The following is a 20,264-nucleotide window of genomic DNA, read 5'->3' as shown; positions in this document are numbered from 1 at the left end:
GTTCAATTGGCAAACCATGTCGCTAGACTAACTCTGCTCTCCGCGAGCCGCGTAGTAAAGATCGGCTTTCCAAATCACAAAATTGCTCCTTGAACACGTTGCGTCTATCCAATTGCCACAACAGCAGAATTGATCAACGCCTGAGGTCCGTGCTTTTCATATAATTGTGCTTGGCTTCTCTTAGTGACTCAACCCCCGCTCCGTATGCGCTTCCTGGCTGTCTAGCTGTCCCTCAATCTCTCGGCGGCGGCCTTCGCTAAGGTCAAGCTCTGCTGCAAGTTCTCGTCCAGCGTCTTGTAGCTCGCCTCGTCGTTCAGCAATCCGCTTAAGGCCTTCATGGATGCGGCCTGTGAACGAATGAGCAAGGTCACGCAGGCTTTCAAGCCAGCCATCTCCTTCTCGATCCTGCCGGTCGAGCGTGTCTCCAAGGCGGTCAAGTCCTTCGCGGAGGCCTCTGAGGCCGTCACCAACCGCTCGACGCAGGCGAGCAAGTCGCGTTCCAAGGCTGTCAGTCGGGTCATCTAGTCCTCCTCGATCCGAATGCAGGTCACGTGCCGCTCGCCCATCGTGCAGGTGCGTAGCCGGGTCTTCGATGGGTCCAGGATCAGCCATGTCCCCTCGGGTCGCTCGATCCGTATCAGGCCAAGCTCTGTCAACTCCGAGCGCGTCAGATGCACCGTCCAGAAGAAGCTCGCGGCCATCATCAAGGCGATCCCCGTCAGCACCATCGCCGCGATCAGCCAGGGCGAGATCGTCAGCCAGAGGCGGATCGACCTCAGCCGCGTCTCGAACATGTTCGCCGCCTCGGTCTGAAAGCGGCGCGTATCGCTCGCGATGGTATGCTGCGCGGCGCCCACAATGTTCTTCAAATCGATCCTGAAGCTCCTGAGCTGGGAGGAGATCGAGGCGACGTGTTCGGCCCGGATCGTGTTGAGTTCCGCGTTCAGTTTCTCGCTCAGCCGGGTCGGCTTGCCAGTCTTCATGGAAAATCTCTCCTTTCAGCCGCCAGCGTTCGCCGGTGTCGGGATCGCGGGCGGTGATGTAGGCTTTGCCAGCTCGCGGGAGGTCGTAGCCCGCATCGGTGAGGGCTTCGATCATGGATGCGCGGTCAGTGATCAGTCCCATATCGATCTGGTCCTGTATCCAGGCGTGCAGCTCGTCACGGCCTTGGGCGCGGGTTGGGGCCTCGACGGTGTCACGCACCTCTTGAGCGCGCTCCACATCCATCGGATCGGCCCAGCCGTGGCGCTGGTTCATCACGTCGCGCAGGCTGTCATAGGCGTGCTGATAGCCCGGTGGCGCAATGTTGAGGCTCTTGCCTGTCGTCAGTTCCAGGCGCGGCGTGCAGAAATGCAGCTCGACCCGGCCTTCGTGTCGATGGCGGACCCAGAGCACCTCATATTGCTCAGGGTCCAGCCCCGCGAAGGCCAGACGCTCGAACCCGTCCATGACCTCGGCTTGCTGATCTCCGGTCGGATCGTCGCTGTCGGCAAAGCTGATCACGCCCGCGCGGTAGGTCCACTGGTGGCGGCTGGCATCGATCAGGGCCTCGGTACGCTTGGGGTTGCCGCGCAGGACCTCGGGTAGCGGATCGCGGCTGACAGTCAGGGGCTGGCCGTCGGTATCGCGGATCAGGTCGCGGTTGCCGTCATAGGCCAGCACGCGCTCGGCCACGAGGTAGCCGACCGGCCCCGCGCCCGCGCCTTTGCCGTTGGGGAAGAACTTGATCAGCACCGCCGCGCCTCATCGAGGAGCGCGGCGAGCTGACGTTCGATCACCACAAGGCGGCGCGCGACGGTCAGGGTATCGAGGTCGGTGCGCCCGACCTTCATGGCGTGGTTCAGCCAACGTGCAATCTGGTTGAGGTTGCCGCCGATGCGCCCGACCGCCAGCACAAGTGCTGGATCGACGCGAGGAATTGGCTTGCGGCGGCGCGCTTCGGTCAGGCCAAGCGCCTCGCGCAGAAGCGTCGAGGCAGGCAGACCAGCGGCCTCGGCCTTGGCGCGCAACTGGGCCTTCTCTGCCGCTGTGCACCGGAAGACAAAAGTCTCGGTTAGCGGCTCTTTGGTGCGGGCTTTTCCCGCGCCGGTGGGGTTCGAAGGGGAGGCGTGCCGCCCCTCGCAAGGTCCCGTGTCATCGGCGCAGCCGTATGACATGGGTCGCCTTGCTGTTTGCGCTTCGGTGGGGTCGGTGATGCTCATAATCTGAGGCCTGCCGCCTGCATTTGCGCCTTTGTCACCAGCTCTGCGGCCAAGAGTGCGTCGATCTGGCCGGGCGTGATGTGGCGGCAAAGCGGATGCTTGTCTGTGACCCAGTTCGCCAAGCCTGCCAGCACCTCGGCCTCCTTTACCTTCGCCTCTTCCCGGCCCTGGGCAATGCCGTCGACGTAGGCCCGCCACCGCCCCGACTTGAACCAGTTGTCAGAGAAACAGACCTTTGACCGGGTGAAGCCCGCGCTTTCCGTGGCGTATGCCTTCACGGCCTGCAACAGGACCTCGACCTCTGTCCCGGCGTCCAAGATGTCCCTGATCCGCCCGAGACATTCAGCCTTCCCGCGCATGCGGTCGGGCGGGTAGCGGGCCAACACCTTCTCAGCTTCTTCATCCTCCGCCGCCACGCGCTCGCGCGTAGGAGGTTTATGGATGGTTTTAGGATGGTTTGGGGGCCGTGGTGGCCCCGGTACCCCGGCCACTGTGGCCCCCGTTCCGGGTCCAGTCTGGACGGGGTCCACTGTGGCCCCCGTCTCCATCTCGGGTTCAGCGGTCAGTTCCAGCGCCTCGATCCGGGCGAGATTGATGCGGTAAACAACCGTGAACCCGTTCTTGCAGCCCCGCGCACCGGTCTCCTCCAGGATGCCTTCCTTCAGGAAATCTCGGATCGTGCGTTTGACGGTTGTCTCACCGAGCTCGGTGTGCCGCTGGATGGTCCCCTTCGAACACCAGATCCCAGACCCATCGTCAGAAGCCTTGTCTGCCAGAAACATGATGATCTGCTTGCGCGTCGCACTCCCGAACTTCCGCTCCGCACACGCATTCGCCACCCGCCAGCTCATGAGAACACCCCAAAAGCCGCACGGACGTGCGAATTTTGTACAGGTTTTGTACGAGATTTCGGTCGTTTTCGGAGAATTCGGCGGAAAACAAAACGGGCGTTTCTACACGCTTCTGCGCAACGCCTTACAAATAAGCCATATTTTTCAGGCAGTTTTGGCGACCCCGGCAGGATTCGAACCTGCAACCTGCCCCTTAGGAGGGGGCTGCTCTATCCAGTTGAGCCACGGGGCCGCGTGGGTCCGGTTCTACCCCGGCTTCCCGGTGCTGTCATCCGTGAACTGCCCTCGATCAGGGCGCTTGAACAAGGCGGGGTGTTCGCGGTAACATTTTCCCACCGAAGACAGGAATTCCCCCGTGACCAATGACTCCAAACGCTCTCTGACCCTGCGCGATGTTTCCGAAGCGTCGGGGGTTTCCGAAATGACCGTGAGCCGGGTGCTGCGCAATCGGGGTGATGTCTCCAACGCCACGCGCGAGCGTGTGCTGCGCGCCGCCAAGGATCTGGGCTATGTGCCCAACAAGATCGCCGGGGCATTGGCAAGCCAGCGGGTCAATCTTGTCGGTGTCATTATCCCCTCGCTTTCCAACATGGTCTTTCCCGAAGTCCTCGGTGGCATAAGCCAGGTGCTTGAGGAAACCGACCTTCAGCCAGTGGTCGGCGTGACGGATTACCTCCCCGAGAAGGAGGAAAAGGTTCTCTACGAGATGCTTTCCTGGCGCCCCTCTGGCGTCATTCTTGCCGGGCTTGAACATACCGAGGCCGCGCGCGCCATGCTGAACGCATCGGGCATTCCCGTGGTCGAGATCATGGATGTGGATGGCAAGGCGGTCGACTCCATGGTCGGTATCTCGCATCGCCGCGCAGGCCGTGAGATGGCCGAGGCGATCCTCAAGGCAGGGTATCGCAATATCGGGTTCCTTGGCACGAAAATGCCCCTCGATCACCGCGCCCGCAAACGCTTCGAAGGCTTCACCACCGCGCTGGCCAAGAAAGGCGTTGAGATTGCCGAGAAGGAATTTTATTCCGGCGGCTCGGCGCTCGCCAAGGGGCGCGAGATGACCGAGACGGTTCTGGCCCGCAATCCAGAGCTCGATTTCCTATATTATTCCAATGACATGATTGGTGCAGGCGGCCTGCTCTACCTGCTCGAGAAGGGCTATGACATTCCCGGCGACATCGGCCTCGCCGGGTTCAACGGTGTTGAGCTTCTGCAAGGCCTCCCGCGACAGCTCGCCACCATGGACGCCTGCCGTCGCGAGATCGGCGCCAAGGCGGCCGAAATCATCGCCGCCCGCGTCAAGGGCGAAGACGCCGACATGATCACCGAGTTGACCCCGAAAATCTCATTCGGCGATACGCTCAAACGCCGCTAGGGCCCGCTATTTCTTCCCCTTGAGGCGCTTTTGCGCCGCGCGCATGGCGTTGCGGAAATGCGGTGCGCCACGCCGGGCAAGCACCGCCTCGCAATAGCGAATGAGGAGCTTCGGCCGATCTTCCCGTTCGAGTGTCTGCATGAATTCCTTCTGATAGCGCTTGTTCTCCCGCCGCGCGCGCATCCAGTGATAGAATTTTCCGGGCGTGAGCGACCCGTCCACGCAGGCCTCCACGATCGGCTTCAGAAGACCAAGCTGAATCCACAGAGACGCGATCCGATGCCCCATGAACCGGCACCGGTATTTCGTCACGTTCCCGCTTCGGAAAAGCGCCGCATGCATGGAATCCATCGTGTTGCGCGGATCGTAGAAAAGATGCACATCCCCCGCCGCCGCAACCATCTCTGGCCCATAGCCATAACGCGTGTGGAAATCACGCCGCCAGGCCTTGCGATAGCGCGTTTCCCACGGCGCAACCTCGCGGTCGAGCGTCGCCTGAGGCGAGATCAGGATGACAGTCGCGCCCGGTGCCGCCGCCGAAAAAACACTCGCCGCGTAGGCCCCCATCGAGGCGCCGTAGAACACCACTTTGTCGAACTTCTCAAAGAACCCCTCATCGCGCAGCCTGTCGAAGAAATCCCAGACCGCCTCGTCGCGATACCACGTCCAGTCATGCGCCATCATGCCAAGCATCGACCAACCGCGCGACTCCACGAACCCATAGCCCCAAGGCATTCGGTCCGCCGCCCGGTCGTAAACGTGGTCGAGGTTCTCAAACGTGATGATGAGCGTCTTGCCGCGCTCCACGAAGAGCGCCGTATGCTGCGCCCCAAGCTCTTCGCAAAAGCCTTCCTTTTTGCCGATCGCATGAAGGTTTTCGCGCCAGTCATCCTGCGTGACCTCAACCTCGGCGTCCATCACCTCTGCCATCACGCCACCTCCTCGAGGGCCTTGCGCACCTCTTCATACATTTCGAGATCCGGCCCAAAGACCGTTTCAATATTGGCCCGGTCCTGCGTCGTCAGGCTTTCCATCAACTCGCGGCTATGGCTCTTGTGGCCAAGCGTTTTGCGCGTGTCCTGAAATTTCGACGCCTCCACATCAAAGATCTGCCGCATGGCGTGATCGAGCGCCGCCTTGAGATCCCGCGTATCACCGATGAAATCGAAATCGATATAGTCATAACTCGTCTCTTTGCGCTGGGACCACCAATGACGGTCAACCTCGCGCGCGCCCTCGTCTTGGGCAAGAATGTCGAGGAACTCGGACAGGCTCATCTCGCCATCCACGGGCCGCCCAAGATAGCGCATCAACATGCGTTTGGGCTTCTCTGCCTTGTAGATCTTGTCGGCATAGGCCGAGACCGTCCGCGCCACCGGCTCCCGCACGATGGTAAACCGGAACACGTCCGGGTTGTCGAGCGCGCGCATCGCGCGGCGCACCGTAAGGCCACGCGTGCCCGTTCGCAGGAGGGTCTTGGGCGGTGTGTGAACCGTCTCCATGTCGATGCCGTCCGTGCCCTCCCCCTGAAGATCGAGGAGATGCGCCATCAGCGTCGCCAGAACCGTGGTGCAGGCCGCCTTGTGGTTCTTCATATAGATGAACGGCTTGCCCATGCGCGGCATGTTCACCGTCTGGAGGAAATGCCGGTCGTGGATATAGTTGGAGAGGATTCCCTCACGATCCGCCATGCCTTACCCCGCCTTGAAAATCCCCGGTGCCGCCTCGACAAGCTGTCGACGGCACTCCTTGATGAAACGCGGCTCGACAAGATGGTCGCGCGAAAGCTTCTCGACCGAGGCCTCGCCCTTGAGCGCCTCAATCGCGAGCTTGGCCATAAACTCCGGATCTTCAACAGGCGCTTTGGGTTTGTTGATCTTCGGCGGGATGAGGGCCGCGTCCACATCGATCCCATGCTTCGCAATAAGCCCGTCCATGAACGATCCGCGCCGCGGTCGATTGTTTTCCTTTTCCTCAAGCCGCGGCTTCATCCGCCGGGCCCAGAAATGCACCCCCTTGGTCGTCTCGTTGAGCTGTTCTTCGATATTGAACTTGCTCATGATCATGTGATTCCGGTGCTTGAAGGAGATCGGATAGAACGCCTCGACCGGCTCGGCATATTTGATCTCGCCGCTTTGCTGGAGGAAATACGTTACCGCCGCCGGCCCGGTAAAGCCCCAGTTCTGCTCGGTCATGTGCACCGGACGGCCCGCGTCTTTCTCGGCCTGCAATTCCTTCTGCTGCCACGGCTTGAGCCACGGCCCGATGGCATACTCGTCCTCAAAAAACGCGAGCATCATATCGAGCGACTTCGACGTCTTCGGCAGGCCAAGCACCGCGTTACAGACAAGGCCCTCCTTCTCCCATCCGAACACCGTCTTGCGGGTGAAATTGAACGGGCGATAGCAATACATATCCGCATCGACCCAGATCTTGTCGGTCTTCTTCAACAGGTTGAGCCGCCATAGGTCCGCGTGGATCGCAGGGCTTCCGGTGCGGGCATGGCGATACATTGGATCAGACGGGAAAATCTCTTCCGCGTCCCCCGCATGAACCCCCTCAGGGATATTCGGGATCGGCTCATAGCTATAGAGCGTCGTGTGATGCCCCGCGTCCGCAAAGGACTTGAGACAAAGCTGTTCAAGCCACGTCAGTTGACCGCCGATCCACAGACTCGCAATTTCGGGAAGTTTAGCCATCGTTACACTGCTCTTTGTTCGTGTATTTTCCACAGTTTACCACAAATGCACCCATTGTCTTTGCAATTCAGCCGCGACCGCCCCCGCATTAATGCGCTGTTTCCTGTTTATCGACGGTAAAGAAAAACCCCTCCGGAGGATCGCGCTGCACAACCTCATCCGGGATCACATCCGGCCCGGCTAGGAACACATTGGCGCCGAAAACATGGTGAATTCGCGCAAGTGTCTCCATCCGCTCACTCGTTAGGTCGGCAAAGAACTTCGCATAGTTTTCCGTCGCCTTGAGCGCGTCGATCTTGGCCCGGTGTTGATCCACGCAATAGGCATGCGCCTCTGCGATCTCCGGGTCTTTCAGAAGCCGCGCCATCTCTTCCTCAAGTGCCGGGATCATGCGCTGGATCGACCGGTCCTCGGTCGCGTTATTGTTCATGCGGAACCAATAGGCGAGACCCTGATCCCGATCCACGTGGTTGACCCGCCCCCTGTCGCGCTTCACGAGAAAGCTCTCGGCCGACCGCACCGCATAGTGATTGAGCTGCACCATGTCATAGCCGATCGTATCCGTCGTCGAGCGCCACGCATTGCGATACATGTCCCGCGGAAGCGCCTGCCCCGACCCGTTGACCCAGTTGATCTCGTCCCAGAGTTGCGGATTAAGACCCTTGGGCCGATGCACTCCAAGCTTCTTGAACAACCCGATATTGCGGAACAGGGTCTTGAACCCCCATGCCTGATGCGGCTTGCGCGTCATCTCGTGGGCGCAACGCGTATATTGCGCGATGAGAGGTTCATCCACGTAGTCATGGATGTCCGAGTTCCCGAAAAGCCGCCAGGTGCAGGAGATCATGTTCGCCTCCCCCGTCGCCGCGTAGAGGTCTTTGAGCGTCCCCTTGCCCACCTTCACATTGATGAACTCGTCCACATCCATCGAGATGACCCAATCGGCGGCCTTGATGATCTCTTCCTTCTCGCCCGCCTGAAGCGCAGCGTGCTGCGGTTTGAGGCCAGTGCCTTTGAATGGGTTATCCCGGTGCTGAAGAATGCCCTTCGCCTGCAACAGGTCGAGGAAATCATCTGTCCCATCGGTACAGTCGTTCGTGTAGACAATGAAATCCTGCACCCCGATGGCCCGATGATACGCGACCCACTCAAGGATGAACGGCCCCTCGTTCTTCATACAGGTGATGATGCAGGTGCGATTGCGCTCTTCATCAACCTTCGGCTTCTTGATCTCTGGCATGCGCACCGGCTTGTGCTCGAAACGATCTTCGGCCAGTGCAAGAAGCCTATCATCTTCGACAAGCGAGGTCTTCGGCACGATCTTTGAAACCGTATCCGCAGGATGCCGCAATGCCATGAAACGGTAGAAGGGTCGCCATTCCTGCGGCTCGGGATTGGTTCCGACGATCCGCACAAGCCGCCAGACCGTGTTCTCTCCCGCTTTCTCGGGCGCAACACACCAGCGGCGGCGCAATTTCTTTGCGTCAAACTGCACACAGATATGATCGCCAAACCCCGCGTCCTCACCTTTGCGCACGCGCCACGGATAACAATTCCGTCCGCCGAGCACGATGGCTCCGGTCTTGGACTGCCTTGCAGTCTCGAAAACAGTCTCTAACTCGCCCGGATTCGGCAAAATCAGGTCGCACAGATCGACAAGCGCGACGCCGCTTGCCCGGTCGAGAAACCGGTGCCGTGCCCATTCAAAAAGCTGGAGTTCCCGCTGTGGTGAATCCCACGGCGACGGCGGCGGCACCTCCATCCGATCCTTGCCAGGCGCGCCCGGCGCGTTGAACGGATGCGCCTCTTCCGGCAGGCCCGGATCGCCAAGCGGCACGTCCATCACGACATGCACCACCCGCTCAAGGCCCTTGATCTTCTTCAGACCCTTCTTCAGCCCCTTGATATATTGCTTGCCCTGTCCCGGCTGGCTCCGATCAAGGATCAGCGCCGCCTGAAGCCCCTGCTTCTCGACATGAAAGGCGAGCCAGTCGAGCGTCACCTGCGCGCTCTCGCCATTGCGCGTGGCAAAGATCACATCAAGCCCGTCAAAGAGCTCCTGCTCCATCTCGCCGAGGCGCACCTCCGCCGCCGCGCCATCGACGGCAAGCACCGGCGCGCCCTCGGCCTTGGCCGTGACGATCATCCCGTCCCCGACGCTGCGAATACCTGTGATCTCCGTGACGTCTCCGGCCGTGATTTCCTCGGCCTTGGTCCCGACCGCGAAAAATGCGCGTATCTCGCCATTCGCGATCCGCACCGCGTCGAGCAAAACGCCGCGACCAATATCCTGATGCGCAATCACGCGCTGAATGAGTTCCGGCCCTGCCATCGCTCCAAACCTGCTGCACCCCTGCGGGCGCCCTCGAAATCCTATTAATTATTGGCGTCTTGATACCACTGAACAAGGCGTAGCTGCAATTCCCGCGGCAAGGTTTGCGACGACCCCGCCGTGAGTATATCGACAAGAAGCGCCTGCTCCTCTGGCTGTCGCACCAATTCGGCAAACCGCGCCTGATGCCACGCAACCGCCCGCTCATGCGCCGCTGCGATCCCGTCGATTTCCCGCAACTCTGCCAGCGCCGCCTCTGTAGCAGGCCGCATCGCCGCGATCGAACGATCCTCCACCGTGTTGAAATTCCGCTCCACCCAATAGGCAAGGTCCACGGGCTTGTGGCTCCGGTTCGGCAGCCCCCGCGCGCGTTTGACAAGAAACCCCGCCGCCGAGCGGATCGAATAATGATTCATCTCGACAAGGCTCTGCCCTGCATCGAACCCAAAAAGCGAAAGCCGCGAAGGGGTCGCCGCAAGCGAGTCCGGCAAACGCATCCCGCTGCCATCGACGAAAACGGGCAAACCCGCCCGCTCCGGCGCCTTCTGCTGCGGGCGATGCACGCCAAGCTGGTTAAACGGCCCCTTGGTGCGAAACAGGGTCTTGAAAAACCCCGCCGCCGCCGGATAGCGCACCCCCGGTTCAATCGCGCGGGTGAACTGTTCTGTGACGGGCGCGTCCAAGACCTCCACCACGCTGTTATTGCCGTAGAGCCGCCACGGAATCACCACCCCATCGACCTCAGGCGCAAGCCCGTCGATCAGCCCGTCCAGCGTATGATCCCCGCCCCGAATGTTGAGAAACTCATCCACATCCGACACGAGCACCCAATCCGCCGCCTTGCGAAGCGGGTGTTTCCATGCTGCACGAAGCGCCTGCCACTGAACCGATTTCTTGCCCTGCCGCTCCTGCGGCACATGGCTAAGAACCCCCGCCGCATCGAGCAGGTCAAGCATCTCCGCCGTGCCATCTTCGCAATCGTTTGAAAAGACGAGGAAATCCGTGACGCCCGCCGCCCTGTGATGGGCCAGCCATTCAAGGAGATACGGCCCCTCGTTGCGCATGGATGTGACGGACAGAACTCTCAAATGCGGGCCTCGAACAGGTGCTGCTTCGCCCCTTGTTACCACGCCGATCCCCACGGATGCAGCGCCAATCGACGCCTCGTCACAAGGTGAGTCTCCAAGGGCACACTTGCCGAATCCGCACGCCTCGCCTACCTTTGACCTATCTCTGGCACAGATCACACTGAGGGCCACGCAACCGTTTCACCGGAACGGGCTGTGCGTGCCGATGCCGCATGTCCGTTCCCAGATTGGGAGAGCGCCATGCCGATCCATGCCTATTGGGCTGCCCTCAAGGCCCCCGATTTCGAGACCCTGCCCGACGATACCGTCGCCATCCTACCCTTCGGCGCGACCGAACAACACGGGCCGCACCTGCCGCTGTCCGTCGATACGACCCTGACCGACGCCGTGCTCTCGGCGAGCCTGCCGCACTGGAGCGCGGCGACCAACGCGCTCATCCTGCCAACCCTCACCATCACCAAAAGCAACGAACACGCCGAGCACGCCGGGAGCCTCGCCCTTTCCGCGCGCACGCTGCTTTCCGTCATCGAAGACATCGGCGCATCGGTCGCCCGCGCCGGTATCCGCCGCCTCGTGATGCTCAACGGTCATGGCGGCAATACCGCCGTACTCGAGATCGCCTGCCGCGAGCTGCGCATCGCGCATCGCCTTGTCACGGCCCATGCCTCATGGTTCGCCTTTGCCGAGACCTCGCCGCATATCGCGCCCGAGGCCGCCGCCCATGACCTCCACGCCGGCGATATCGAGACCTCCGCCATGCTCGCCGCCGCGCCGAATCTCGTCGACATGGACAAGGCCGACGATTTCCCGCCCAAGACCCACGATTGGCAGGCCAACAACCGCTGGACCGGTCTGACCGGCCACGCCGCCCGCCCCGGATGGGTCATCGACGATCTGTCCCCCTCGGGGGCTTGCGGCGATGCCTCCGTGGCCAGCGCCGACAAGGGCGCGGCCATGATCGAGAGCGCGGCAAAGAACTTCGCCGCCTTCCTCGAAGAGTTCTCGCGTTTCGATCCGGCACACTGACCATGACCCGCCAGACCCTCCAAGACCTGCGCCTGCCCAAGGCCCTGATCGGCGATCTCGCCCGCTTCGACGGGGCCGAGGACGCCGTGTTCCTGCGCGGTGACGTGACCGTCGAGAACGGGCGCGTGACGGGCATGATCCCCGCCCCTGCAACCGATGCAGGCGGCGCGATCCTCTTGCCAAAGTTCACCGAGCCGCATTGTCACCTCGACAAATGCCACACCATCGCCCGCATGGGCCACACTGGCGGTGACCTGCGCGCCGCGATCGAGGCCCAGCGCGCGGACAAGGCGAACTGGACCGATGCCGACCTGCGCACCCGCGCCCTGCGTGGCCTTTCCGAGTATGCCGCCGCCGGAACGCGCCTTGTGCGAAGCCATGTCGACTGGGGCGACACGCCAGAGCCGCCCCGCGCCTGGTCCCTCTTCCTCGAGCTTGCGAGCGACCCCTCTGGCCCCGCCCTGCACCTCTCCGCCCTGACGAGCATCCCTCAGATGGTCGATCCCGCCTTCGCCCAAACCGTCGCCCGCGCCATCCCCGAGGGCCACGCGCTCGGCTGTTTCGTCTATGGCCATGACGGGATCGAGACCGGGCTGCGCCATGTCTTCGACCTCGCCGCGCGCCACGGGTTGCCGCTCGACTTTCATGTCGATGAAGGGCTGGACCCGGCCTTGAACGGTCTTGAGGCCATCGCAGACATGGCGCTCGCAACCGGGTTTGACGGCCCGATCCTCTGCGGCCATGCCTGTAGCCTCGCCACCCGAGCACCCACCGAAGTCGCCCGCATCGCCGACAAGCTCGCCCGCGCGGGCATCTTCGTCTGCCTCCTGCCGACGACGAACCTCTACCTTCAGGGTCGCCGCGACGGCACGCCTATCGCCCGTGGTGTGACGCTGGCCCGCGAGCTTTCCACCGCCGGGGTGCGCCTCGTGACAGGGGCCGACAACGTGCGCGACGCCTTCTGTCCCATCGGACGTCACGATCCCATCCGCTCGCTCGAACTGGCGATCCTGACGGCGCATCTCGACCCGCCGCTCGACCGCTGGCTCCGCATGATCACAACCGATGCCGCCCGCGCGCTCGGGGCCGATCCCGGCCTCCTGAACGGCGCGCCCCTCGACACGCTTCAGATCGCCGATGCACGCGACCTCACCGGCCTTATCTCTGGTGCGCCGCTTTCGCCAATATCCCTTTATTAGAGACTGATATAGACCCGCATGGAGACCTCGACATGACCCAATCCATCTCCGGTAAGACGACCCTCGACTGGGACGCGTTCGCCGCCGAACTCGCCCCCGTCGAGACCATCACGGAACCCGTTCTCGTCAAGAAACGCAGCCGGGATTTCTTCTGGTATTCGCCGATCCTCAACGCCCAACTGCGGCGCAGCTTCGGCGACCTCGTGGCCCGCCCCGCCAATACCGACGACCTCGCCCATTGCCTGCGCACCGCCTATGCCCATGACGCCCCCGTGACGCTGCGGGGTGGCGGCACCGGCAACTACGGTCAGGCCGTGCCGCTCGAAGGCGGGTTGATCATTGAGACCACCGCCATGAACCGCATCCTCGAGATCGGCGAGGGCTTTGTCCGGGTCGAGGCCGGGGCCATCATCGAAGACATCAACACCGCACTCCACGCCGAAGGTTGGGAACTCGCCATCTTCCCCTCGACACAGGACATCGCCACGATCGGCGGTTTCATCGGTGGCGGTTCCTCCGGTATCGGTTCGCTTGCCCACGGGATGCTGCGCGATCCGGGCAACGTCATTTCGCTCAAGGCCATGACAGTGACCGACACCCCCGAAGAACGGCTCTTCGAAGGCGACGCGATCAACCAGATTCATCACGCATGGGGCATGAATGGCGTCATCACAGAGGTGACGCTGCGCACCGTACCACATCGCAACTGGATCGGCTGCATGGCGACGTTTGAGACCTACCGCGACGCCTACGCCGCCGGATACGCCCTCGCGACTGCGGACGGTATCGCGCCAATACTCGCCTCCACCGTCGATGCCCGCATCTGCGCCTATTTTCCCCGTCTTGCCGAGTATCTGCGCCCCGAGAAACACCTCCTGACCGCGCTCGTGCCTGCCGAAGACCTCGACGCCTACCGCGCGCTCATGTCGGCGCAGGGCGGTCACGTCGATCTCGCCATGTCCGAGGACGAGCTCAAAGCCGCTGGCCTGCCACATGTGTTCGAGTTCGCCTACAACCACACCACGCTTCAGGTGCTCAAGGCCGACCGTTCGGCCACCTATCTACAGGTCGGCTGCCCGACACCGCCCGACCCCGACGCCATCGACGCCCTGCGGCCCAAGCTTGGCGACGATGTCTGGCAACACCACGAATTCGCCCTTCTTGGCGGCCAGATCGTGACCTTCGACCTGCCTATCGTCTGGTTCACGACAGAAGAGCGCCTGCACGAGATCGAAGCCACCTACGAGGCCAACGGCTTTCCCGTCTTCGATGCCCATACCTGCATGGTCGAGAAGGGCGGACTCAAGAACGCCGACTACCGGCATCTCGCATGGAAGAAACGGATGGACCCAAAGGGCCTCCTGAACTCCGCCAAATCCAGAGCTTGGGAGAGCGTCAAGCATCTCTCGCCCGAAGACATCGAAACCTTCACACCACCCGAGGACGCGTAACATGACACTTGAAACCACCCCCCTGACCCCGCAATTCGGCGTCGAGGTCCACAACCTGCAACTCGCCGACGTGACGGCGGATCATCTGTTCCCGGAGTTGCGGGCGCTCTTTGAAGAGCATTCCGCCCTTCTCCTGCGCGGCCAGGACTTGAGCAACGAACAGCACATGGCCCTCGCGACGCTCTTCGGCACCATTGAGGACCGCAAGGCCGACGAGCGCAAAAAAGGTGAGGCCTTCGAGGTGCCCGAAGTGTCGAACGTTCAGGCCGATGGCTCGGTCTCGGGCGAGATGGACCTCCATACCCTCAACCTCAAGACCAACATGCTTTGGCACTCCGATAGCACCTTCCTGCCGGTCCCTGCCCTGACCAATATCCTGATCTCGCGTATCGCGCCCTCTTCCGGTGGTGCCACCGAACTGGCAAGCACCCGCGCGGCGTGGGCCGAAATGCCCGAAGCCCTGCGCGAGAAGATCCGCGGCCGTGGCATCTCGCATCACTATGCGGTCTCGCGCGCCAAGATCTCCGAAGACCTCGCCAAGCTGCCCATGTTCCACAAATGGCCCGCTCAGCATTGGAAGGCGGTTCTGACCAACCCGGTCAACGGCAAGGAATCGCTCTATATCGCCTCGCACGCCTATGCCGTGGACGGCTATGATGAGGCCGAGGGCGCGGCGTTGCTCGACGACCTGATGACCTTCTGCACGCAAGACCGATATGTCTATAGCCACGACTGGCACGAGAACGATGTGCTGATCTGGGACCAGCGCGCAGTGCTGCATCGCGGGACACCCTGGCCCTATGACGAGCCGCGCAAACTGACGAGTCTCTGTGTCTCGCTCTCCGACGACGACGGCTTGTCAGAGATACGCCTGTGACGGCCTGCGTGGCACCGACGCAAAAAGGCGTCCCATAGGGGCGTCCGAATCAGGCGCGGGCGAGGCAGATAAATCGCCCGTGTCGAATCTTTCCCTCTCCGTGTCGCAAATGAACAAGTTGCAACAACACCCTCTCGACCTACAATCCTCTGAGCCAAGGTCCGCCGACAGGTGCCTTTCACTCCGGGAATCCGGGGATCGTCAACGGAAACAAGTGGTTTCCGGTTGCATCGAAAGGCCCGGACGTGGAAGCTTGCGCTACTGCATCGGGTTTACCCCCCCGCCACCGGGGTAAGAAAACGACACGCCCGATACCGGGATTTGCCATCATCGCATGGCGGGAGGACACTGGAATTGATCAGGGAAGCAACGGCCCCGACTCCCCGCCGCGCGTTTGCGTTTGTGAGTTCGCTGTTTCGTCCCTGTCATGCCCTGCCGTGCCGTGACCCAAGCAACAATCAATAACCAATCAATAGCAGAGAGGAAGAAGATGACTTTTTTCAAACGCAATGGAGAGCCCCTCCCCCAAAGCATCGTCGATCAGGCGTCCAAGGTCGGTGACGACCCTGTAAACCGCCGCGAATTCCTGGCCCTGGCAAGCGCCTTTGGTGCCACCGCCGCAACCGCGTATTCCATGCTCGGCATGGCCACCCCGGCCAAGGCCGAAACCATGGCCAAGCAAGGCGGCACCGTCCGCATCCAGATGGAAGTGCGTGCCCTCAAAGATCCGCGCACCTATGACTGGTCGCAGATCGCCAACTTCTCGCGCGGCTGGCTCGAGTATCTCATCACCTATGAGAACGACGGTACGTTCCAACCCTCGCTGCTTGAAAGCTGGGACATCTCGGAAGACGCCAAAACCTATACCCTGAACGTCCGCAAAGGCGTGAAATGGAACAACGGTGACGACTTCACCGCCGAAGACGTTGCGCGCAACATCGCTGGCTGGTGCGACAAGGAAGTCGAAGGCAACTCGATGGCTGGCCGCTTCGCGACCCTCATCGACGAGAACACCGGCAAGGCCATCGACGGTTCGATCGTCGTCGTTGATAGCCACACTGTGCAGCTGAACCTGCCGAAATCGGACATCTCGCTCATTCCGGGCATGGCCGACTACCCGGCGGCCATCGTGCACGCATCGCACAACGCGGCTGACATGCTGACCAACCCGATCGGCACCGGCCCCTACCTGCCGGAATCGCTCGAAGTCGGCGTGAAGGGCGTGCTCGTGCGCAACGAGGACCACACCTGGTGGAACGAAGGCAACGGCGCATGGCTCGACCGGATCGAATATGTCGACTACGGCACCGACCCGGCCGCATGGGTTGCCGCGGCTGAATCCGAAGAAATCGACGCGACCTACTCGGTTGACGGCGAATTCATCGACATCATCTCGTCGCTCGATTTCGTCGAGAACGAAGTGGTGACCATGGCGACCATCGTCATCCGCCCGAACCAGCTCGCAGAGGTGGACGGCAAGAAGCCCTACGCCGACAAGCGCGTGCGTCAGGCGATCAACATGGCGGTCGACAACAACGTCCTGCTCGAACTGGGCTATGACGGTCGCGGTATTGCCGCTGCGAACCACCACGTTGGCCCGGCACACCCGGAATATGCCGACATCGGCATGCCCAAGCACGACCCGGCAGGCGCGCTCGCGCTCCTCAAAGAAGCGGGCATGGCGGACTTCGAGATGGAAATCCACTCGATCGACGACGCATGGCGCAAGAACACGACCGACGCCGTCGCAGCCCAGCTGCGGGACGCCGGCTTCAACGTCAAGCGCACGATCCTGCCCGGTTCGACCTTCTGGAACGACTGGACCAAGTATCCGTTCTCGTCGACCAACTGGAACCACCGTCCGCTCGGCGTGCAGATCTGGGCGCTGGCCTACCGCACCGGCGAAGCCTGGAACGAGTTCGGCTACTCGAACCCCGAGTTCGACGCCATCCTCGAGCAGGCGCTGGCCACCGCGGATCTCGAGAAACGCCGCGCGCTGATGGAGCAAGGTGAGAAAATCCTCCAGGACGATGCTGTCACCATCCAGCCCTACTGGCGGTCGCTCTACAACCACACCAAAGCGGGTCTCGAGGGGGCTGCACACCACATCTCCTTCGAATTCCGCCCGGCGGAAATGCACTGGACCTGATCCGGTCGCACACAGTAATTGGAAAGGGCCGCTCTCGGGCGGCCCTTTTTCTTGGTGAACTGGCTTTTCCCGGAGGCCCGACATGGACATGACGCTTCTCGCCCAGACCGTTTCCCTCGCCCTGCCCGCGGCATGGCTGACGCTTGGTGTGCGCGACAATATCCTGCATCCAACCGTCAACGAGACCTACACCGCGCAGGTCTTCACGATGGAACGCATGGCCGCCGACTATCCCGAGGAATACGCCCGCGTCTCCCACCGCAGCATCAAGCACCGCGCGCCCCAACGCGCCGCCTTCTACCTCGTGGTTTTCGCAGAATTGGTGACAACCATCACGCTGTGGATCGGTGTCGGGCTTCTTGCCGCCGCGCTCTTTGACCTCGTCGCGCTCGACATGGCCCATCCCGTCGCGATGCTCGGCGCTCTCATGTTCACGACGATCTGGGCCATGTTTACCGTGGTCGGCAACCACTTCTCATATTGGTTCTGCCACGAAGGCGCCCAGAACACCCACTTTCAGTTGACGCTCTGGGGCATGGCAAACCTCATCTTCCTTAGTCTTTGAGGCCATCAGCTTGACGCCCTTCTGCCCTATTCGGAAACGGGCAGGGTCAGATCCGCGTAGGCCCATGTCAAAGCGGTGACGGGACTCCCTGTGGTCGTGGTCGGTCGATGCACGATGACCCCTTCGCGCCGCGCCCCAGCCTCCCGGTCCGCCGTCCAGCTCAAGCGCTCATCAGATGTCTCTACCTCAATATCTTCGACATCAAACAAGGTGCCGCGCGGCAAACGCTTGTCAGAAATGAAATATGCCTCGGCGGCCGTAGCCAATTCGGCAAAAGGTATTTCTGTGAACACGGAACACATGGAGAGATTGTTATCATGGGTGATTTGCACCGACCCCGCGCCACCGGGCAATCGGTAGGTTGCTGAGAAAATCCCATCGGAAATCGATTGCGTGGCGGGGTCGATTTCAAAGGTTTCATCTGCACGCCTTGCAAGATCGCCATCCGGAACCCAACACCCGAGTACAAAGCGAAAAACGACGCTCTCTGCGGTCTCGACGCCCGTTGCTTCTTCCTCGCTCTTTCCAGGCATGCGCTTTTGAAGAAGCGGAAAAAACATCTGCCCCAAAATGATCACAACGACTAGGAATAGGGCGATCTTTGCCATCTTCGGATTCATTTTCGTATCACCTACCATCAAATGGATCGCTTTGAACGAACCCCTTTTCAGACTTTGCCCGTTGCTGGACGAAACAGCGTTCAGTAATTTCCCTAGCGGAACAAGGGTATCCAGTCCAGAAAACGTGGCCTCCAGCAGAACCGAAATGCCTCATCAAAAACAAAAGGGCCGCCCGCAGGCAGCCCTATCAGTCTCGCAAAACCTCATCTTCCTTAGTCTTTGAGGCAGCCCACGAAGGTCTCTGCCATCGTGGCGATCACGTCCGTGTAGAGCGACGGTCCAACGTCCTGTGCAACGCCGATCGGGTCAAGCTCGGCCACCTTTGCGTCGCCTGCGATGGTGCGGATGATCTTGGCGTTAAACTGCGGCTCCGAGAAGACACAGACCACACCGCGCTCTTCCATGATGTGCTCGATCTCACGCAGTCGCGCCGCGCTCGGCGCCTCGGCATCCCCACGCAGAAGCGCCCCGGCCCCCGTCAGGCCAAACCGGTTCTCGAAATAGTGATAGGCGTCGTGGAACACGACAAAGGCATGGTCATGCACCGGTGCAAGCTGTGCATCCACATCCGCGATAAGCGTCGCCAGCTCCGCACGTGCCGCCTCGGCATTGGCGCGGTAGGTCTCGGCATTCTCGGGGTCCACTCCGGCCAGCGTTTCGGCAATCGCGCTCAGCATCGCGCGCCCGTTCTCAGGATCAAGCCAGACATGCGGATCCATACCGCCTTCGTGATGGTGGTGGCCGTGATCGTCCTCCTCCTCATGCGCGGCGTGATCATCATGATCGTCATGCCCATCGTGGTCGTGACCCTCATGATCGTCATGACCTTCTTCCGCATGGCCATGGTCATCATGCTCATGGTCGTCATGCTCTTCGTGGTCATGCCCCTCATGAGCGTCGAAAACGGCCTTCTCGCGGAACTCCAAAAGCGCAAGCCCTTCGACCTCGGCAAGTTCCACCGAAACCGCATCTCCGGCCAGCGTCTCGATTGTTTCGTCAAGGCCGGGGGTCAACATCGGCCCAACCCAAAACACCACATCCGCCGCCTGCAAGGCCTGCGCCTCGCTCGGACGCATGGAGTAATCATGCGGCGAAACCCCCTGCGGCACGAGAAGATCCGGCGCGCCCACGCCCTGCATCACCTGCGCGACCAAGGAATGCACCGGCGCAATATCAACCGCCACGCGCGGCGCCTCCGCCATCGCTGCACCCGCCGTCACGCCCATTGCGGCCACGCCGCCCAAAACCCAAGCCTTCACGTCTCGCTCCTTCACAGATACAAAGCTATTTAGCCTCGACGTAGAAGGTATGTTATAATATATCAACCCTAAATTTCTGGCCCGACCCGAAGGAGGCCGCCTTGCACGATATCGGTTTTGCCCAACATGACCACGCCGCCTGCGTGGCCTCGGCCCTTGCTTCGGCCGAGACAACCTGCGCTGCGGAGAAGCTGCAACTGACCCCGACGCGCCGTCGCGTCCTCGAAATCCTGCTCGAGGAACATCGCGCCATGGGGGCCTATGACATCCTTGCGATCCTCGCATCCGAAGGCATCGGCTCGCAGCCGCCCGTGGTCTATCGCGCGCTGGACTTCCTCGTGACCAACGGCTTCGTCCACAAGATCGAAAAGCTCAACGCCTACCTCGCCTGCACCCATCCCGGCGAGGATCATTCGCCCGTGTTCATGATCTGTCGCGCCTGTGGCGCTGTGGCGGAATCCTCCATGCCTCTCGCCGACCTGCGCCGCTCTGCCGAGAGCACCGGCTTCCTGATCGAAACCACTGTGCTCGAGATCGAGGGTCTCTGCCCCGCCTGCCGCGAGGCCGCCTGA

Annotated in this window: 18 protein-coding genes and 1 tRNA gene; 8 read left to right on the top strand and 11 right to left on the bottom strand. The window is 61.6% G+C overall.

All coding sequences use genetic code 11. The features are described from left to right. Positions 1-180: 180 nt before the first annotated feature. The 4 genes from MK745_RS02760 to MK745_RS02745 all read right to left on the bottom strand — a co-directional run bounded on the left by MK745_RS02760 (position 181) and on the right by MK745_RS02745 (position 3,284). Positions 181-1,734 carry a relaxase/mobilization nuclease domain-containing protein gene (locus MK745_RS02760; protein WP_243611752.1) on the bottom strand — a complete coding sequence of 518 codons (1,554 nt, stop codon included), beginning with the start codon at positions 1,732-1,734 and terminating at the stop codon, positions 181-183. Beyond that, positions 1,728-2,156: a plasmid mobilization protein gene (locus tag MK745_RS02755; RefSeq protein WP_243611751.1), complete on the bottom strand. Its 429-nt coding sequence runs from the start codon at positions 2,154-2,156 to the stop codon at positions 1,728-1,730. The genes MK745_RS02760 and MK745_RS02755 overlap by 7 nt, the downstream gene beginning before the upstream one ends. A 41-nt stretch (positions 2,157-2,197) precedes the next feature. After that, entirely contained in the window at positions 2,198-3,052 is an 855-nt protein-coding gene (locus MK745_RS02750) for a hypothetical protein (protein ID WP_243611750.1), read from the bottom strand. A gap of 155 nt (positions 3,053-3,207) precedes the next feature. Next, positions 3,208-3,284, bottom strand: a tRNA-Arg gene (locus tag MK745_RS02745). 123 nt (positions 3,285-3,407) lie between these two features. Here MK745_RS02745 and MK745_RS02740 point away from each other — a divergent pair. After that, a complete protein-coding gene (locus MK745_RS02740) occupies positions 3,408-4,427 on the top strand; it encodes a LacI family DNA-binding transcriptional regulator (RefSeq protein ID WP_243611749.1) in 1,020 nt (339 codons plus the stop codon). Between the two features lie 6 nt (positions 4,428-4,433). On the opposite strand, the gene MK745_RS02735 is transcribed toward MK745_RS02740, so the two are convergent. The 5 genes from MK745_RS02735 to MK745_RS02715 all read right to left on the bottom strand — a co-directional run bounded on the left by MK745_RS02735 (position 4,434) and on the right by MK745_RS02715 (position 10,546). Then, entirely contained in the window at positions 4,434-5,357 is a 924-nt protein-coding gene (locus tag MK745_RS02735; RefSeq protein WP_243611748.1) for a phosphoadenosine phosphosulfate reductase, read from the bottom strand. Next, positions 5,357-6,118, bottom strand: a complete 762-nt coding sequence (locus MK745_RS02730; RefSeq protein ID WP_243611747.1) for a sulfotransferase family 2 domain-containing protein — start codon at positions 6,116-6,118, stop codon at positions 5,357-5,359. The genes MK745_RS02735 and MK745_RS02730 overlap by 1 nt, the downstream gene beginning before the upstream one ends. Before the next feature lie 3 nt (positions 6,119-6,121). Further along, the gene (locus MK745_RS02725) at positions 6,122-7,126 is read right to left on the bottom strand and encodes a hypothetical protein (RefSeq protein ID WP_243611746.1); all 1,005 of its coding nucleotides are present in this window, start codon (positions 7,124-7,126) and stop codon (positions 6,122-6,124) included. 88 nt (positions 7,127-7,214) lie between these two features. After that, positions 7,215-9,458, bottom strand: a complete 2,244-nt coding sequence (locus MK745_RS02720) for a glycosyltransferase family 2 protein (RefSeq protein ID WP_243611745.1) — start codon at positions 9,456-9,458, stop codon at positions 7,215-7,217. A 44-nt stretch (positions 9,459-9,502) separates the two neighbouring features. Next, positions 9,503-10,546 (bottom strand): glycosyltransferase family 2 protein, encoded by a 1,044-nt coding sequence (locus tag MK745_RS02715; protein WP_243611744.1) that lies wholly within the window; start codon positions 10,544-10,546, stop codon positions 9,503-9,505. Positions 10,547-10,786: 240 nt separating this feature from the next. On the opposite strand from MK745_RS02715, the gene MK745_RS02710 reads away from it, so the two are divergent. The 6 genes from MK745_RS02710 to MK745_RS02685 all read left to right on the top strand — a co-directional run bounded on the left by MK745_RS02710 (position 10,787) and on the right by MK745_RS02685 (position 17,813). Beyond that, a complete protein-coding gene (locus MK745_RS02710; RefSeq protein ID WP_243611743.1) occupies positions 10,787-11,572 on the top strand; it encodes a creatininase family protein in 786 nt (261 codons plus the stop codon). Positions 11,573-11,574: 2 nt separating this feature from the next. Beyond that, entirely contained in the window at positions 11,575-12,771 is a 1,197-nt protein-coding gene (locus tag MK745_RS02705; RefSeq protein ID WP_243611742.1) for an amidohydrolase family protein, read from the top strand. 32 nt (positions 12,772-12,803) lie between these two features. Next, positions 12,804-14,222 (top strand): FAD-binding oxidoreductase, encoded by a 1,419-nt coding sequence (locus MK745_RS02700; protein WP_243611741.1) that lies wholly within the window; start codon positions 12,804-12,806, stop codon positions 14,220-14,222. Between the two features lies 1 nt (position 14,223). Then, positions 14,224-15,099 carry a TauD/TfdA dioxygenase family protein gene (locus MK745_RS02695; RefSeq protein ID WP_243611740.1) on the top strand — a complete coding sequence of 292 codons (876 nt, stop codon included), beginning with the start codon at positions 14,224-14,226 and terminating at the stop codon, positions 15,097-15,099. Between the two features lie 490 nt (positions 15,100-15,589). Further along, a complete protein-coding gene (locus MK745_RS02690) occupies positions 15,590-17,248 on the top strand; it encodes an ABC transporter substrate-binding protein (RefSeq protein ID WP_243611739.1) in 1,659 nt (552 codons plus the stop codon). Positions 17,249-17,330: 82 nt separating this feature from the next. Continuing rightward, positions 17,331-17,813 carry a DUF2165 family protein gene (locus MK745_RS02685; RefSeq protein WP_243611738.1) on the top strand — a complete coding sequence of 161 codons (483 nt, stop codon included), beginning with the start codon at positions 17,331-17,333 and terminating at the stop codon, positions 17,811-17,813. A gap of 26 nt (positions 17,814-17,839) precedes the next feature. Here the strand turns inward: MK745_RS02685 and MK745_RS02680 are convergent, their stop codons facing one another. Together MK745_RS02680 and MK745_RS02675 are read right to left on the bottom strand one after the other, a co-directional pair. Beyond that, on the bottom strand, positions 17,840-18,433 hold the full coding sequence (locus MK745_RS02680; RefSeq protein WP_243611737.1) for a hypothetical protein: 594 nt from the start codon (positions 18,431-18,433) through the stop codon (positions 17,840-17,842). A gap of 212 nt (positions 18,434-18,645) precedes the next feature. Further along, positions 18,646-19,692 (bottom strand): zinc ABC transporter substrate-binding protein, encoded by a 1,047-nt coding sequence (locus MK745_RS02675; RefSeq protein WP_243611736.1) that lies wholly within the window; start codon positions 19,690-19,692, stop codon positions 18,646-18,648. A 101-nt stretch (positions 19,693-19,793) separates the two neighbouring features. Here MK745_RS02675 and MK745_RS02670 point away from each other — a divergent pair, with 101 nt between their 5' ends. Then, positions 19,794-20,264: a transcriptional repressor gene (locus MK745_RS02670; RefSeq protein ID WP_243611735.1), complete on the top strand. Its 471-nt coding sequence runs from the start codon at positions 19,794-19,796 to the stop codon at positions 20,262-20,264.

It is taken from the genome of Shimia aestuarii (assembly GCF_022814865.1).
Taxonomy (GTDB): domain Bacteria; phylum Pseudomonadota; class Alphaproteobacteria; order Rhodobacterales; family Rhodobacteraceae; genus Shimia; species Shimia aestuarii_A.
Note: the sequence above shows the minus strand (reverse complement) of the source record. Positions and strands in the feature narration are given on the sequence as shown.

What these genes read in the sequence shown, in the direction of transcription:
- MK745_RS02725 (WP_243611746.1), bottom strand. Translation starts at nt 7,126, where the DNA reads ATGGCTAAACTTCCCGAAATTGCGAGTCTGTGGATCGGCGGTCAACTG.
- MK745_RS02705 (WP_243611742.1), top strand. Translation starts at nt 11,575, where the DNA reads ATGACCCGCCAGACCCTCCAAGACCTGCGCCTGCCCAAGGCCCTGATC.
- MK745_RS02700 (WP_243611741.1), top strand. Translation starts at nt 12,804, where the DNA reads ATGACCCAATCCATCTCCGGTAAGACGACCCTCGACTGGGACGCGTTC.
- MK745_RS02695 (WP_243611740.1), top strand. Translation starts at nt 14,224, where the DNA reads ATGACACTTGAAACCACCCCCCTGACCCCGCAATTCGGCGTCGAGGTC.
- MK745_RS02680 (WP_243611737.1), bottom strand. Translation starts at nt 18,433, where the DNA reads ATGAATCCGAAGATGGCAAAGATCGCCCTATTCCTAGTCGTTGTGATC.
- MK745_RS02750 (WP_243611750.1), bottom strand. Translation starts at nt 3,052, where the DNA reads ATGAGCTGGCGGGTGGCGAATGCGTGTGCGGAGCGGAAGTTCGGGAGT.
- MK745_RS02710 (WP_243611743.1), top strand. Translation starts at nt 10,787, where the DNA reads ATGCCGATCCATGCCTATTGGGCTGCCCTCAAGGCCCCCGATTTCGAG.
- MK745_RS02755 (WP_243611751.1), bottom strand. Translation starts at nt 2,156, where the DNA reads ATGTCATACGGCTGCGCCGATGACACGGGACCTTGCGAGGGGCGGCAC.
- MK745_RS02690 (WP_243611739.1), top strand. Translation starts at nt 15,590, where the DNA reads ATGACTTTTTTCAAACGCAATGGAGAGCCCCTCCCCCAAAGCATCGTC.
- MK745_RS02720 (WP_243611745.1), bottom strand. Translation starts at nt 9,458, where the DNA reads ATGGCAGGGCCGGAACTCATTCAGCGCGTGATTGCGCATCAGGATATT.
- MK745_RS02735 (WP_243611748.1), bottom strand. Translation starts at nt 5,357, where the DNA reads ATGGCAGAGGTGATGGACGCCGAGGTTGAGGTCACGCAGGATGACTGG.
- MK745_RS02730 (WP_243611747.1), bottom strand. Translation starts at nt 6,118, where the DNA reads ATGGCGGATCGTGAGGGAATCCTCTCCAACTATATCCACGACCGGCAT.
- MK745_RS02685 (WP_243611738.1), top strand. Translation starts at nt 17,331, where the DNA reads ATGGACATGACGCTTCTCGCCCAGACCGTTTCCCTCGCCCTGCCCGCG.